The following is a 13,010-nucleotide window of genomic DNA, read 5'->3' as shown; positions in this document are numbered from 1 at the left end:
CGGGGTACGGGGTACGGGAAGCTGCAAGGCCCTCGCCTCTGGCGCCAGAGGCCCCGCTAGATTGGAGGCGTCTCCCCCCTGCCGCCATGCGCCTCGCCGCCCTTGTTCTCCTGACCGCCCTCGTAGGCTGCTCCGCCACCGCGCCCGCTTCGCCAGAGGCGCCATCTGCCGGGGCCTCTGGCGCGACGCCCGGCGCGAAAGCCGACGGCCTGCCCAGCATCGCGGCCGCGACCGAGGGCATGGACCGCCGCGACGGCCTCTTCCCGGTCTACTGGGACGCGGGCGCGGGCAAGGTGTGGCTGGAGATCCCCGCGATGGAGCAGGACTTCCTCTACGTCAACAGCCTCGCGGCCGGCCTGGGCTCCAACGACATCGGCCTGGACCGGAGCCAGTTGGGCGGCACGCGGCTGGTGCGCTTCGAGCGCGTGGGGCCGAAGGTGCTGATGGTGCAGCCCAACCTGGACTACCGCGCGGCGACCGACAACCCCGCTGAAGAACCGGCCGTGCGCGAGGCCTTTGCCGAGGGCGTGACGTGGGGCTTCACCGCGAGCGCCGAGACCGACGGACGGACCCTGATCGACGTGACGGACTTCCTGGTGCGCGACGCGCACGGCGTGGCCCAAACGCTCCGAGCCTCTGGCGAGGGCACCTTCTCGCTGGACAAGTCCCGCAGCGCGCCCGTCCCCGCGATGCTCAAGGCGTTTCCGCGCAACACGGAGTTGGAGGCGCGGCTGACGTTTACAGGCGACAACCCGGGACGCGAGGTGCGGAGCGTCGCTGCCGACCCCAACGCGGTCACCGTCCGCATCCGGCACTCGTTTGTGGCGCTCCCGGAGCCCGGCTACGAGCCGCGCGCCTTCGACCCGCGCGCGGGCTACTTCCCCCTCACCTACGCCGACTACGCCGCTCCAATCGGCGAGGACACGCGCCAACGTCTTCTCACGCGCCACCGCTTGGAGTGCGCCACTCCGCCCGACGCCAGCGGCCTCTGCGACGTGAAGGAGCCCATCGTGTACTACCTGGACCCCGGCACGCCCGAGCCCGTCCGCGGCGCGCTGCTCGACGGCGCCCGGTGGTGGGCCGAGGCCTTCGAGGCCGCGGGCTTCCGCGACGGCTACCGCGTCGAGGTCCGGCCCGACTCCATCGACCCGCTGGACGCGCGCTACAGCACCATCCAGTGGGTGCACCGGTCCACGCGTGGCTGGAGCTACGGCGCCTCCGTCGTGGACCCACGCACGGGCGAGATCATCAAGGGCCACGTCTCCCTGGGCTCGCTGCGCGTGCGCCAGGACTACCTCATCGCCGAGGGGCTTCTGGCGCCCTACGCGGGCGCCGACGCGGGCGGCTTCGCGCAAGAGGCCGACGACCCGATGCTGCAACTCGCGCTCGCGCGCATCCGCCAGCTCTCGGCGCACGAGGTCGGCCACACGATCGGCCTCGCGCACAACTTCGCCGCCAGCGCCGTCGGGCGCGAGTCGGTCATGGACTACCCGGCGCCTCTGGCGACGGTCGCGGGATCTGGCATCGACGTAGGGGACGCCTACGGCGTGGGGCTCGGCGCGTGGGACGTGCAGGCCGTCCGCTACGGCTACACGCCAGAGGCCTCGGAGTTGGAGCAGATCCTGCGCGAGAACCAGGACCGCGGCCTCCTCTACATCACGGACTACGACGCGCGGCCCTCGGGCGCCGCCAGCCCGGTCGCCGCGCTCTGGGACAACGGCTCCGACGCCGTGCAATCGCTGCGCGACGAGATGGCCGTCCGCCGGATCGCGCTCGACCGCTTCTCCGAGGCCACCATCCGCGACGGGCGGCCTTTGGCGACGCTCGAAGAGGTCCTCGTGCCGCTCTACCTCCGCCACCGCTACCAAGTGGAGGCGACCGCCCACCTCGTCGGCGGGGTGAGCTACGCCTACTCCGCCCGCGGCGACGGCGCCGCAGCGCCAGAGGCGGTCCCGGGAGCGGTGCAGCGCGAGGCGCTGGACGCGCTTCTGGCGACGCTCGCGCCGTCGGAGCTCGCGCTGCCGCCAGCGGCCCTCCAGCTCATCCCGCCGCGCCCGCCAGGCTACTACGACGGCCGCGAGCGATTCGACCGGCGGACGGGCGTCACGCTCGACCCCATCGCGCCGGCCGAGACGGCGGCGAACATGGTGCTCTCGTTCCTCCTCGACCGCGAGCGCGCCGCGCGCCTCGTCTACCAGCACGACCTCGACGCGTCGCAGCCGGGCCTGAGGGACATCTTCGCGCGCACGCAAGAGGCGCTTGCTGCCATGCCAGCCTCTGGCGCGTACGAGCAGGAGATCCGCCGCACGGTCCACACGGCGTGGACGCAGGCATTGATGGGCCTGGCCGCCGACCGCTCCGCGGCGCCCGCCGTCCGCGCGCGCACCGAGGCCGCGCTGCGCGACCTCCATGGCCGGTACGCCGCGGCCTCTGGCGGCTCCGAGGACGCCGCCCACGCCGCGTGGCTCGCCGCGGACATCGAGCGCTTTCTGGACCGCGACTACGACCCGGAGATGGCGCCGCGCCCCGTCCGCACCCCGCCCGGCTCGCCGATTGGCGACTGAGCCTCTGGCGCCAGAGGCCCCCATCCCTCCATCCCGCATCCCTCCAGTCACATCAGCCCCCGCTCCTTGAGCGACGTGTAGCCGCGGCCCGCGATAATGACGTGATCGTGGACCGGGATGCCGAGCACGGCGCCGGCCTCGCAGAGCTGCTTCGTGATCGCCACGTCCTCGCGCGAGGGCTCGGGGTTGCCGCTGGGGTGGTTGTGGAGACAGATTACGCTCGCGGCGTTCTCCAGAATGGCGCGCTGGAACACCTGCCGCGGCTCCACGATGGACGCGGCCAGGCCGCCTGTGGTCAGCGTGTGCTCGCTCTGGATCACGTTGGCCGTGCTGAGGTGGACCACGACGAACACCTCGCGCGGGAGGTCGCGCAGGCGTGGGCCGTACGCCGCCGCCACGTCCGCCGGGCTGCGGACCGTGACGCGGGCCTCTGGCGGGGCCGCCTCCACCCGCCGGCCGATCTCGAACGCTGCGGCCAGTTGCGCCGCCTTCGCCGGACCGACGCCCTTGGTCGCCTTCGCGACCTGCGCCGCCTCGCGCCGCGCCAGCTTCGCGAGCGAGCCATAGGCGCGGATCAGCACCTGTCCCAGCTCCACAGCCGAGAGGCTGCGCCCGCCCACGCGCGTACCCGTCCCGAAGATCAGCCCGATCAGCTCCGCGTCCGAGAGCGCGGCGGGGCCTCTGGCGAGAAGCTTCTCGCGCGGCTGCTCATCCGCGTTGCGGTCTTTGAGCGCGACGTAGTCCACGGCGACTTCGGGCTCCTCGACGGGCTCGCGGATGGTGCGGTCCAGCGACGTGGAGAGCAGTGGGGAGTCGGACATGCGGGCGCGGCGGGTGTGCCGCGCTAGACCCGCCAGAGGCGGATTCCTAACGCCAGAGGCCTCTGGCGGAGGCCGGCGTGTAGCCGGTTGTGCGGTGCGGTGCGGCGGTGTACCATGTGGCTCTAGCGGCCTGCTCTGCTACCGAGAAGAGGTGCGGTGGCAGTTCCGCCTAACCACAGGTTCTACCGCGCGTCTCATTCTGCAACCGACTCTCATAGCGGGCTCGCTCGAACGGGACTTCTTCCGCCGCCCCTCGAACGTCGCGTGGTTCCTCGCCAGGGCCTCTGTGCTCGTCGTGCTCCTCCTGTCTTTGGGCCGGGCTTTGGGCGGCAGCCCCGCCCTCTCGCTCGTCGCGTTCTTCGCCTTCGCAGTCGCTCACGCGGTCGTTTCACGTCGTTTCGCTGCGCTCGGTCCCGACGGGGCTCAGCGGGGGCCGCTCGGCATTCCCGACCGACTGCGCGGCATCCGGGTAGCTTCTCGGACGGTGCCGTCCGCGCTCCGCCCCTTGCTCGCTCTCTCCGCTCTGTGGATCGTAATGGAGTGGATCGTGATCGGCCTCGCACTGGCGATGCTTTTCTTCGGCGTCACGCTTTGAACGGGCGCTCGTTTGCAACGCTAATACTATTCCTCATACATGAGAACTGCCGTTTGCCTTGCCGCCCTCCTCGTCGCGTCGGGGTGCGTCTCGGTTGACATCACCGAGCGGGGGTTCTTCCCCGCCCGCCGAGCTGGAACAGACCGGGAGGCCGTCCCCGGCACCGTCGCCGCCGCCTTCCCCGGCGTCACGTACGAAGAGCAGCGGATCGAGGCCGCCGACGGGACCGCGCTCTACGGCGCGCTCATCCGTCAGCCTGGCGCCGACGTCACTGTCCTCTACTTCGGGACCAACGAGTCCACGGTCGAGCAGGACGGGATCGAGACGACCCGAGCGTTCCTCCCGCTCGGCGCCAACGTCTTCTTGGTGGACTACCGGGGGTACGGGTGGAGCGATGGCCGGGCGACGCTGGATCTCGCGTTTTCCGACGCGCTCGCGGCCTACGACCACCTCGCCGCGTTGCCCGGCGTAGGCCGCGTCGTCGTACACGGGTTGTCGCTCGGGAGCTTCATGGCGGGCCACGTCGGGGCGCGCCGCCCAGCGGCCGGCGTCGTGCTAGAGGGGTCGGCGACAACGGTGAAAGAGTGGGCCAACTCCCGCACCCCGTTCTACTACAAGCCGTTCGTCCGCTTCCGCGTTGAGGAGAGCCTTCGGGGGGTGGACAACCGAGCCGAGGTCCGGCAAATCGAGGAGCCGTTGCTCCTCTTGGTGGGAAGCGAGGACCACACGACACCCCAGGTGCTCTCGCGGCGCCTCTACGCGGCATCCCCGCTCCCGGAGAGCCGGAAGACGCTCGCGGTGATTGAGGGCGGCGACCACGGTAACGTCATCGGGCAGCCGACGTTCGCAGGCGTATACCGGGCGTTCCTAGACGGGGTGCGCGCTGAGCGTTGAACGCCCCGCGGTAGAACCCGCGTTCTCGACCCGTGCAGGCGCCGGCGTACCCTCTCGCTCCGTTCCACCGACAGTGCTGCCCGTCGCGGCCACTCGTTCGATGTCCGCCGATGACCTTGCTATCCCCAGACATCCAGGAGTGGCTTGAGTCGAACACGACCGCGGGCTCTGCCGAGTACGCCCTCGCCAACCGCGACGAGCGCCGCGAACAACTCGCAGACCTCGGCATCCCCGAGGACTCACAGATCGGACAGTTCTACGTCTACCACGGCGCGGACAGCATTACCGGGTGGTACGAGCTCAACGACCTCGACGAGACGGCCGATTGGACGGAGTACGCGCACGAGGAGCTTGAGGTAGCCGACCACTTCCTCGCCCTTAGTTCCGCCGAAGGCGACGGGATCGTGCCGTACGACAAACGCACCGGGGCCGTCTACGACGTGACGTTCGGGCAGTTCGAGGCGCTAGAAGCGGGCGAGCTTCCGCCCATCGGGGACACGTTCGAGGACTTTCTCAGGTGGTGCAGGGATCGCGCCCAGGACGCCTAATCCGGTGCTGCTAGTAGCCGGACCTCGCGCGGTGCCTCGCAAGAGGCCTCTTGCGCGAACCCAGACTCGCACCAGAGGCTACAGCCCCGCCGCCGCCACGAACCGCGCGATCTCCTGCTCCAGCCTCTGGCGCTGCGGCACAAGGCGAGGGTCCTCGTGGCAGCGAGTGGCGTCCAGGACGGCGCGGAAGTACCAGAGTTGGTCCGCGGCACCCGCCGTGAGCCCGACGCGGCCCGGCGCGCTCGTAAAGATGTCGATGCCCGCCTCCAGGCTCGACGCCATCGCGTAGGCGTTGTGCAGCTTGTCCGCGAGCGAGACCGCCGAGGCCTCTGGCGGCCCGGCCTCGATGTGCGCGACGTAGGCGTCCTTCCGCTCGCGCCACGGCAGCCACGCGCCAGAGGCCCCGGTCTTGGGCTCGCTCACAGCCTCCACGATGGTCACCACGCTCTCGCCGACGAGTTCGGCCATGCGCTCGCGCGAGAACCAGCGCTCGTTCCGGTCGCGGTCCTCCAGCGCGTCGTGCAGGAACGCGGCGGCAATCGTGACCTCATCCCACCCGGCGCGCGCAACGGTCATCGCGACGGTCGTGACGTGGGCCATCGCGGGGACGCCCGGCGGCGTGGTGCCCGAGGCGGGCGGCAGGACCGGCGGCGTGCAACGGCCCTTGCGGTACGTCCCGTCGTGCCACTCGGCGGCGATCTCGATGGCGCGCTCGATCAGGGGAGAGAACATCGGACGGGAACGAAGGGGAACGGGCCTCTGGCGCCAGAGGCGGAGGGTGCGCCGGAGCGCTTACACGTCCACCGCCCAGTGCTGAGCCGTGTGGAGGTCGTGCTGGGCGTCCAGCGCGTCAGCGATCTGCGCGAAGCCGTCCAGGCCGAGGCGGACCGCGAAGGCGAAGGGGTTGGCCGCACGCTCTTGCAGCGAGCCGCCGGGCCAGAGCGCGGCGTGAGCGCGCGCGAGCCGCTTGCGGATGTCGTCGTGCTGACGCTTCTGCACGCGGACGGTCTTGGTCTCCAGCCGCGCGAGCGCCTTGTGGACGCGCGCCTGCGCCGCCTCGCCAGCGGCCCGAAGCGATGGGTTGAGGTCCGCCGCGAGATCCGTTAGCCGCGCCAGTTCGGCGTCGGCGGCCTCACGTGCGGCGGCGAACTGCGCGGGCAGATCCGCGCCAGAGGCTGCGTGCGCCCCGGCGGTTTGCGCCTCTTGCGCGAGGCGCTTCCAGTGCGCGTCGATGCCGCCTTTGAGGTCCGGGAGGTCCAGGCCGTAGCGGTCCAGAACCTTGCGTACGCCTGGCTCCACCAGGCTCACACTCAAGCGCGGCACGATCGCAGGCATCGGCACGCCGAAGCGCTCGTAGACGCCCTTCAACTGAGCGAAGTACGCCGTCTCGCCCGGCCCCGCGATGTAGGCGACGGTCGGGAACAGCACGTCTTGCAGGACGGGCCGCAGGACCACGTTGGGGCTCAGAGCCTCTGGCGTCTCGCGCGCGAATACGGCGAGGTCGCTGATCCGGTGCGCTGTCCCTCGGCCGATCGCGCCAGAGGCCGCGCCAGTGTTCGGGTCGCCAGAGGCGTCGGGGTCCAGCGCGAGGCGTTCGTCGCCGCGCAGCCAGAACAGGTTGAGCGGGCCGGGCTGGATCTGCGCGTGGTAGCCCGCCTCCACCAGCGCGTCGCTGGCGGATTGGAGCGCGTCCAGCGTAGCCTGCGGGTCCTCGGCCTCTCGCGCGAACAGGTCCGCCGCCAATGCCTTAATGGCCGGGTCGTCCGGCGAAACGAAGACGAGACCCGTCCCGCGCGTGAGCGCCTGGAGCGTGTCCCAGAACGCGTCGCGCCAGAGGCGGCCGGGCGTCCACGCCTCGCGCAAGAGGTCTAGCACCTCGTTGCGGTACGGTCCTTCGGGCAGCGCGCGTTCCATCTGCGCGAGGGCCTCCGCCAGCGGCTCGGCCTCCAGCCTCTTGCGCCCGACCGGCTCGCGGTTGTTGGGGTCGGCGGTGCCGTAGCGCACGCGGCGCACGGTCTCGCCAGAGGAGACGGCGGTGCTCCGCACTTCGTCCAGGTCGTGGTCCTCGCCTGCGAGCCAGAAGACCGGGACCACGGGCCGGCCCGTCTCGCGCGCCACGCGCCGCGCGGTGACCACGGCGCCGAGCGCCTTCCAGACGGTGTAGAGCGGCCCGCCGAACAGGCCGAGTTGCTGGCCCGTGAGCACGGCCACGGTCCGCGGATCGCGCAGGCGCTCGATGTTGGTCTGCGCGGCACCGTCAGCGCCTCTGGCGTCGGCCTGCGCGAGGAGGGCGTCCGCGAGGGCGTCTCTTTGGCGTGGGAACGCCGCGGCCGCGTCTGCGGCATCCGATAGGCCCGTGCGCCAGTCGTAGGCGTAGAAGCGGAGCGCCTCCGCCGCGCCAGAGGCGACGGCCTGAAACAGGCGGCTCGCGCCAAGGGATGCGTGGGGAACCGGACGGGCCTCTGGCGTCACTGCTTCTTAGGGTCGCGCGGCCACGCCGTATCCATCTGGTAATACCCCTCCTCGTAGTCGTCCTCCATACCGAACAACTCTGGGTTCTCCATCGCGGCCTTCATCCCGACGAGCATCCCTTCCAGTTCGGCGTTCATCCCAATCTTCCAGGCGGCGCCGTCCCACAGGAGCGTCGTCGTCTCAATGCTACGGATGGGCGTGCCGAGCAGCGAGACCTCGGTCCGCGCCACGACGTGAGCCAGGCGGTCCCCCTCCGTGACGGTACCCAGGACCTCGGTGCTGATGGATGCGAAGGCGTCCTCCATAAACGGGTTTGCGCCCATCGCGGCGCCGACGAACGCCGCCAGCAGATCCTCTGGCGAGCTATCGGCTCGTACTCCCAAGAGCGAAGCCGTAATGGGGTCATCGCCCGCGATCAGAGCGGCAAGCTCGCTGAACCGCTCAAGGTCTACAGGGTCCATCAGCGCTGCGGCGGTCGCCCAGTCGCCTGCGGCTACCGCGTCCGCGTACTGGATCACCGTCGCCTCCGCGCTCGCGATGTCTTGCGCGGAGGCGCCAGAGGCCGCGAGGCAGGCGAGCGCGAGGACCCAGCGGCGCATCAGTTCTCGGACTTCATCCGCTCGATCTCGTCGCGCAGTTTGGCCGCCATCTCGTAGTCCTCTTCCTCGATGGCCTTCTGGAGTTGCCCCTCCATGCGTTCCAGACGCGAGCCTCCGCCGCCGCCCGAAGTCACCACTCGCTGCGGCGCGTCGTCCGCCTCTGGCGCGTCGATGTCCTCATCGTCGGCCGGGATGCCGGCCTCTTCGAGCACGCTCGCAGCCACGAAGATGGGCGCATCCGTGCGCACGGCCAGCGCGACGGCGTCGGACGGGCGGGAGTCCAGTTGCGCCTCCTCGTCGTCGTAGACGTAGCGGACCTTGGCGAAAAACGTCCCCTCACGGAGGTCGTCGATCACGATGTCGGTCACCTCCGCGCCGAGCGCCTCGAAAAGGTTGCTGAGCAGATCGTGCGTCATCGGCCGCGGCGGCTGGATCTTCTCCAGCTCCAGCGCGATGGCCTGCGCCTCAAAGGCGCCGATGATGATGGGCAGGCGGCGGTTGCCGTGCGTCTCGCCTAACACGAGGGCGTAGGCTCCACCCGAGGATGGGCTCGTGGAGAGCCCGATGATGTCGACCTGGATGTAATCCATCGGAAAGCGCGTGCGGGTGGCCCTGTTGTGGGCGCGGGAGGGCGGCGAAGATACGGGCGTGGAGGGCGCCTACGCCGCCAGGGGCGCGGCGTTCTGCCTCGGGCCTCTGGCGGCGGCGGAAATCCCCCGCGTCTCCCAACCGCGCCGCGCAGACGCTCTAGATGCTCGCTCCCACGTGTTTGGGGCGCCAGAGGCAGCCCGGGCCGCGTGCCAAAATCCGACCTCGTAGCCATGCGAGGTCCCGATTTTAAACCCGGCAGCGCCGGTTCGGCAGTGGCGCGTCGTGCCCGCTCTCTGGAAATGTGCTCGGAACGTCGCGTTTTCGGCACGCCAGAGGCGAATGCGGCTTCTCCACACGCCGCGCACGAGAGGAGTGCCGGAGCGGCATGGGCCTTGCATTCTGGCACCCGTACGGCGGTGACATCCATCAGAGACCGCGCTCACGGTCTGCTTTTCGCCGCGCCTCTGGCGCCCGAACTCGGTCCTCTGAAGCCTCAGGCACCTTGCAGCGCCGCCGCAACCCACCCCTGCTTACCCCCGGATTTATGCGACTTCAGACTCTCCTCCTCACGCTTCTCCTGGTCGGCGCGTCCGCGTCGGCTCAGACCACCTACGAGGTCCGCCAGGAGTCCGCGCCCAACGCGAACGACTTCGACTCCCAGCCCTCGCTGGGCACCGTCACGCCCTACGATGGCACCTCGCAGACGGTCGCGGCCTACTACAACCGCTCTTCGGGCGCCCCGTTCACCTACCAGGGGCCCGCCCCGCTGTACAGCGCGATTGCGAACGACAAGGCCGTGCTGTTCCTCGTCGAGACGAGCGAGGGCCTCGCGCTGATGAACGTGATTCGGGCTGGACAGGGCAACACGCTCTGGTCCACCACGACGTCCGGCCCGTTCACCTCGCTCGCGTTGGAGGACGACCCGGACAACGCGGCCGACACGTTCACCTTCGCCAACGGGACGCTCACGGCATCCGGGCAGATCGGCGCCACGTATGGGGACGGATCGGTCCTGCTCGTTGAGCGGAACAGCCCGGAGCCCATCTTCTTCAGCCTGGACTCCGGGACGCAGGGCCTCAGCGGAGCGAACGCCGGCATTCAGGTGTTCGGGCCTGACGGCTCTGGCGGCAACACGGTGATTCCGGCTAGCATCACGAACGGACGCCGCGTGCGGCTCGCGCCCACGCAGCTCAGCATCGGCGCGGGCCCTCCCTCGGACGCTCCAGGCTGGCGGCTGCTCTCGGCTCCCGTATCGGGCCTGAGCGTGTTGGACCTCGCGCAGATCAACTACGTCGGCGGCGTGCCTGCGGGCGACGTCAACGCGGCGCAGTACCCTGGCGCAGGCTACACCAACGCCAGAGGCCAGCTCGCAGGCAACCTCTTCCACGCGTACGAAGGCGTGGCGAGCATCCGCAACCAGGCCGGCACCGCGGACTCCGTCGCAGTGATCTACGCTCCCGTTCCCTCCACGGATTACACCTTCGAGTCCGGCCGCGGCCTCTGGTGGTACTGGTACGACGCGGCCTTTGACCTGGAGCAGACCCGCGGCGGCGGCATCGGCGTGAGCTACGAGCTCACCGACGCGGACTTCGCTCTCCGCGCCAGCGGCCTCCCCGTCACGTCCGACGTGACGGCGAGCTTCCCGCTCGCCACCGTCCTCCCGCTCACCTTCGACGGTGACGGCGACGGAAACCCGGATGCCGAGGTCCCGCAGGACTACTTCTACATGGGTGGCAACCCGTTTGCGCAGCCGTTCAACGTGGACGGCATCTCCGCCTCTGGCGGAACCGTGCAGCAGCTGGTCTACACGTGGGACCCGACCGCCCTGGACGGCGCGGGCAACCACGTGCCTCTGGCGCGCTCCGCCACCCCCACGCCGACGAGCAACGCGGGCGCGAACGCCGCCGTGTGGCAGGGCCTCCTCATCGAGGTGACGCCCGACGGCACCGCCGGGCCGACGCTCACGTACGCCGCCACCAGCGCGGACGGGGGCGCCGCGGCGACGTTCTACGGCAAGGGCGGCTCCGCGCCAGAGGCCATCCAGGAGTTCGCGCTCACGCTCTCCGGCGAGGGCACCGAGGACAAGGCGTGGCTCCGTTTCCAGCCCTACGCCACGGACGGCTGGGACGCCGCCGACGGCTCCAAGTACTCCCTCGCCCCAGCGCAAATCGCCTTCTCGACGCCAGAGGGCAAGCGGCTGGGCATGAGCGCGCTCGACGATGGGACCGCGGCGCCTCTGGCGCGGCGCGTACGGGTGCGGATGAGCTTTACCGCGAAAGAGGCTGGCACGTACACCCTCGCGTGGGACCGGACGCTCGCGAGAGGCTGGGGCGCCACGTTGTTCGACCGCGTCACGCGCCGCCGCGTCAACATGCGCCGCAACGCGAGCTACACGTTCCAGAGCGACGCCATGGACTGGTCCGAGCGCTTCGAGATCCGTGTCCGCCCGGCCAAGGGCGCCGCGACGGCGAAGACCTCGGGTGAGGACGAGCCCGTTGTGGGCACGCCGTACCCGAACCCGGCCTCTGGCGCGAGCCGCATAGAGGTCGCCGTTGGCGAGGCGCAGGACGTGCGGGTGTCCATCTACGACGCGCTTGGCCGCGAGGTAGGCGTCGCCCACGAGGGCACGTTGGCCGCCGGCTCCCACGTGGTGACGCTTCCGGTGGAGTCCCTCTCCGCGGGGACGTACATCGTCCGCGTGACCGGCGGGGACGTTGCCGAAACGCGCCGTCTCACCGTCGTGCGGTAGCCGAGCCCGGCCTCTGGCGCCAGAGGCGCCCGGCCCACAACCGGCCGCTCCCGACCTGGGGCGGCCGGTTGCTGTTTGCGCCAGAGGCGCAGGCCTCTGGCGGGCTTTAGCGCTCGGCGCCGGCGGTGAGGTGCGTGGCGCTCCACTCCGCGAGGCCTTGGAGCAGGGGCACCAATGAGCAGCCCCGTTCGGTCAGCGCGTACTCCACGCGCGGCGGGACCTCCGGGTACTGCGTGCGTGCCACGAGCCCATCGGCTTCGAGCGCGCGGAGTTGCTGAACGAGCATCCGCTCCGAGATCCCACCGATGGCGCGGCGCAGCGCGCCGTAGCGGTGCGTGCCCGTAGAGAGTTGCCAGAGGATAGGCACCTTCCACCGCCCGCCGATCACGTCGACCAGGCGCGTGACGGGGCAGGCGCCACCGTCGAGTCCAGCTTCAGGGCGTGCCGTTTCCATTTCTTACCTGGGGGTGTGTACCTGAGGGAACTGTACGTACCGGCGAGGCCGTGTGCACAACCTACACCCCGCCTCCCCCATGCTCGTCTCCATTTTCGGCGCCTCCGGACGCACCGGCCGCCCCCTCGTTCAACAGGCCCTCGCCGCAGGGCACGCTGTCACCGCGCTTGTCCGCACGCCAGAGGCCTTCCCCCTCACGCACGCCAACCTCACCGTGGTGCAGGGCGACGCCACCGACCCCGCAGCGGTCCGCGCCGCGATTCCGGACGGCACGGACGCCGTCTTCGTCGCGCTCGGGCATGCCGACGGCTCTCCCAAAGACGTGCTCACCATGAGCACGCGGCACATCCTCGCAGCGATGGAGGCCTCTGGCGTACGCCGCATCGTGAACCTCACCGGCGGGGGCGTGGCCAGCCCAAAGGACCCGCCGTTCCTGCCGGCCAAGATCGTCCGCGGCATCATGCGCGTCGTGGCGGGGCCGCTCCTGAAAGACTCCGAGCGGCAGCACGCGCTTCTGGCGCAATCCGGCCTGGACTGGACCAACGTCCGCGGGCCGCGCCTTACCGAGGGGCCCGAAACAGGCGAGATCGAGGTCGGCTACCTCAAGCTTGGCCCCGCTTCGGTCTCCCGCGCCGACGTGGCGCGCTTCATGCTCAACGCGGCGGAGAGAGGCGAGTGGATCGGCGAGGCGCCGCACATCACATCCGCCTAGGCCTCTGGCGC

General features: G+C 70.5%; 12 protein-coding genes. 6 read left to right on the top strand and 6 right to left on the bottom strand.

The features are described from left to right. Nucleotides 1–86 precede the first annotated feature (86 nt). Nucleotides 87–2,564: a zinc-dependent metalloprotease gene (locus tag BSZ36_RS01495; protein ID WP_094545396.1), complete on the top strand. Its 2,478-nt coding sequence runs from the start codon at nt 87–89 to the stop codon at nt 2,562–2,564. Nucleotides 2,565–2,611: 47 nt separating this feature from the next. Here BSZ36_RS01495 and radC read toward each other — a convergent pair whose 3' ends face one another. Further along, a complete protein-coding gene (radC, locus tag BSZ36_RS01490; protein WP_094545395.1) occupies nt 2,612–3,385 on the bottom strand; it encodes a RadC family protein in 774 nt (257 codons plus the stop codon). A 286-nt stretch (nt 3,386–3,671) separates the two neighbouring features. Between radC and BSZ36_RS01485 the strand changes: the two genes are divergently transcribed. The 3 genes from BSZ36_RS01485 (at nt 3,672) to BSZ36_RS01475 (ending at nt 5,422) form a co-directional block, all read left to right on the top strand. Next, nucleotides 3,672–3,980, top strand: coding sequence for a hypothetical protein (locus BSZ36_RS01485; RefSeq protein ID WP_218827516.1), 309 nt, complete (start codon nt 3,672–3,674; stop codon nt 3,978–3,980). A 39-nt stretch (nt 3,981–4,019) separates the two neighbouring features. Then, the gene (locus BSZ36_RS01480; protein WP_094545393.1) at nt 4,020–4,874 is read left to right on the top strand and encodes an alpha/beta hydrolase; all 855 of its coding nucleotides are present in this window, start codon (nt 4,020–4,022) and stop codon (nt 4,872–4,874) included. Between the two features lie 110 nt (nt 4,875–4,984). Continuing rightward, nucleotides 4,985–5,422, top strand: coding sequence for a hypothetical protein (locus BSZ36_RS01475; RefSeq protein ID WP_094545392.1), 438 nt, complete (start codon nt 4,985–4,987; stop codon nt 5,420–5,422). Between the two features lie 78 nt (nt 5,423–5,500). Here the strand turns inward: BSZ36_RS01475 and BSZ36_RS01470 are convergent, their stop codons facing one another. Genes BSZ36_RS01470 through BSZ36_RS01455 form a run of 4 tightly spaced genes read right to left on the bottom strand, consistent with a single transcriptional unit; the run spans nt 5,501 to nt 9,083 of the window. Further along, nucleotides 5,501–6,154, bottom strand: a complete 654-nt coding sequence (locus tag BSZ36_RS01470; RefSeq protein ID WP_094545391.1) for an HD domain-containing protein — start codon at nt 6,152–6,154, stop codon at nt 5,501–5,503. Nucleotides 6,155–6,214: 60 nt separating this feature from the next. Next, entirely contained in the window at nt 6,215–7,894 is a 1,680-nt protein-coding gene (gene bshC, locus BSZ36_RS01465) for a bacillithiol biosynthesis cysteine-adding enzyme BshC (protein ID WP_094545390.1), read from the bottom strand. Beyond that, nucleotides 7,891–8,493, bottom strand: coding sequence for a hypothetical protein (locus BSZ36_RS01460; protein WP_094545389.1), 603 nt, complete (start codon nt 8,491–8,493; stop codon nt 7,891–7,893). Before BSZ36_RS01460 ends, bshC begins: the two co-directional genes overlap by 4 nt. Then, a complete protein-coding gene (locus tag BSZ36_RS01455) occupies nt 8,493–9,083 on the bottom strand; it encodes a bifunctional nuclease family protein (protein WP_094545388.1) in 591 nt (196 codons plus the stop codon). The genes BSZ36_RS01460 and BSZ36_RS01455 overlap by 1 nt, the downstream gene beginning before the upstream one ends. A gap of 545 nt (nt 9,084–9,628) precedes the next feature. Between BSZ36_RS01455 and BSZ36_RS01450 the strand changes: the two genes are divergently transcribed. Next, on the top strand, nt 9,629–11,833 hold the full coding sequence (locus BSZ36_RS01450) for a T9SS type A sorting domain-containing protein (RefSeq protein WP_179270960.1): 2,205 nt from the start codon (nt 9,629–9,631) through the stop codon (nt 11,831–11,833). A gap of 106 nt (nt 11,834–11,939) precedes the next feature. On the opposite strand, the gene BSZ36_RS01445 is transcribed toward BSZ36_RS01450, so the two are convergent. Further along, nucleotides 11,940–12,287 (bottom strand): winged helix-turn-helix transcriptional regulator, encoded by a 348-nt coding sequence (locus BSZ36_RS01445; protein WP_094545386.1) that lies wholly within the window; start codon nt 12,285–12,287, stop codon nt 11,940–11,942. 79 nt (nt 12,288–12,366) lie between these two features. Here BSZ36_RS01445 and BSZ36_RS01440 point away from each other — a divergent pair, with 79 nt between their 5' ends. Then, on the top strand, nt 12,367–12,999 hold the full coding sequence (locus BSZ36_RS01440) for an NAD(P)-dependent oxidoreductase (protein ID WP_094545385.1): 633 nt from the start codon (nt 12,367–12,369) through the stop codon (nt 12,997–12,999). The last annotated feature ends 11 nt before the right edge of the window (nt 13,000–13,010 follow it).

Source organism: Rubricoccus marinus (assembly GCF_002257665.1).
GTDB classification, from domain to species: Bacteria; Bacteroidota; Rhodothermia; order Rhodothermales; family Rubricoccaceae; genus Rubricoccus; species Rubricoccus marinus.
Note: the sequence above shows the minus strand (reverse complement) of the source record. Positions and strands in the feature narration are given on the sequence as shown.

Excerpts from the sequence above, each read along its gene's own strand:
- BSZ36_RS01445 (WP_094545386.1), bottom strand. The coding sequence starts at position 12,287 with ATGGAAACGGCACGCCCTGAAGCTGGACTCGACGGTGGCGCCTGCCCC.
- BSZ36_RS01450 (WP_179270960.1), top strand. The coding sequence starts at position 9,629 with ATGCGACTTCAGACTCTCCTCCTCACGCTTCTCCTGGTCGGCGCGTCC.
- BSZ36_RS01495 (WP_094545396.1), top strand. The coding sequence starts at position 87 with ATGCGCCTCGCCGCCCTTGTTCTCCTGACCGCCCTCGTAGGCTGCTCC.
- BSZ36_RS01440 (WP_094545385.1), top strand. The coding sequence starts at position 12,367 with ATGCTCGTCTCCATTTTCGGCGCCTCCGGACGCACCGGCCGCCCCCTC.
- BSZ36_RS01470 (WP_094545391.1), bottom strand. The coding sequence starts at position 6,154 with ATGTTCTCTCCCCTGATCGAGCGCGCCATCGAGATCGCCGCCGAGTGG.
- BSZ36_RS01460 (WP_094545389.1), bottom strand. The coding sequence starts at position 8,493 with ATGCGCCGCTGGGTCCTCGCGCTCGCCTGCCTCGCGGCCTCTGGCGCC.
- BSZ36_RS01475 (WP_094545392.1), top strand. The coding sequence starts at position 4,985 with ATGACCTTGCTATCCCCAGACATCCAGGAGTGGCTTGAGTCGAACACG.
- radC (WP_094545395.1), bottom strand. The coding sequence starts at position 3,385 with ATGTCCGACTCCCCACTGCTCTCCACGTCGCTGGACCGCACCATCCGC.
- BSZ36_RS01455 (WP_094545388.1), bottom strand. The coding sequence starts at position 9,083 with ATGGATTACATCCAGGTCGACATCATCGGGCTCTCCACGAGCCCATCC.
- BSZ36_RS01480 (WP_094545393.1), top strand. The coding sequence starts at position 4,020 with ATGAGAACTGCCGTTTGCCTTGCCGCCCTCCTCGTCGCGTCGGGGTGC.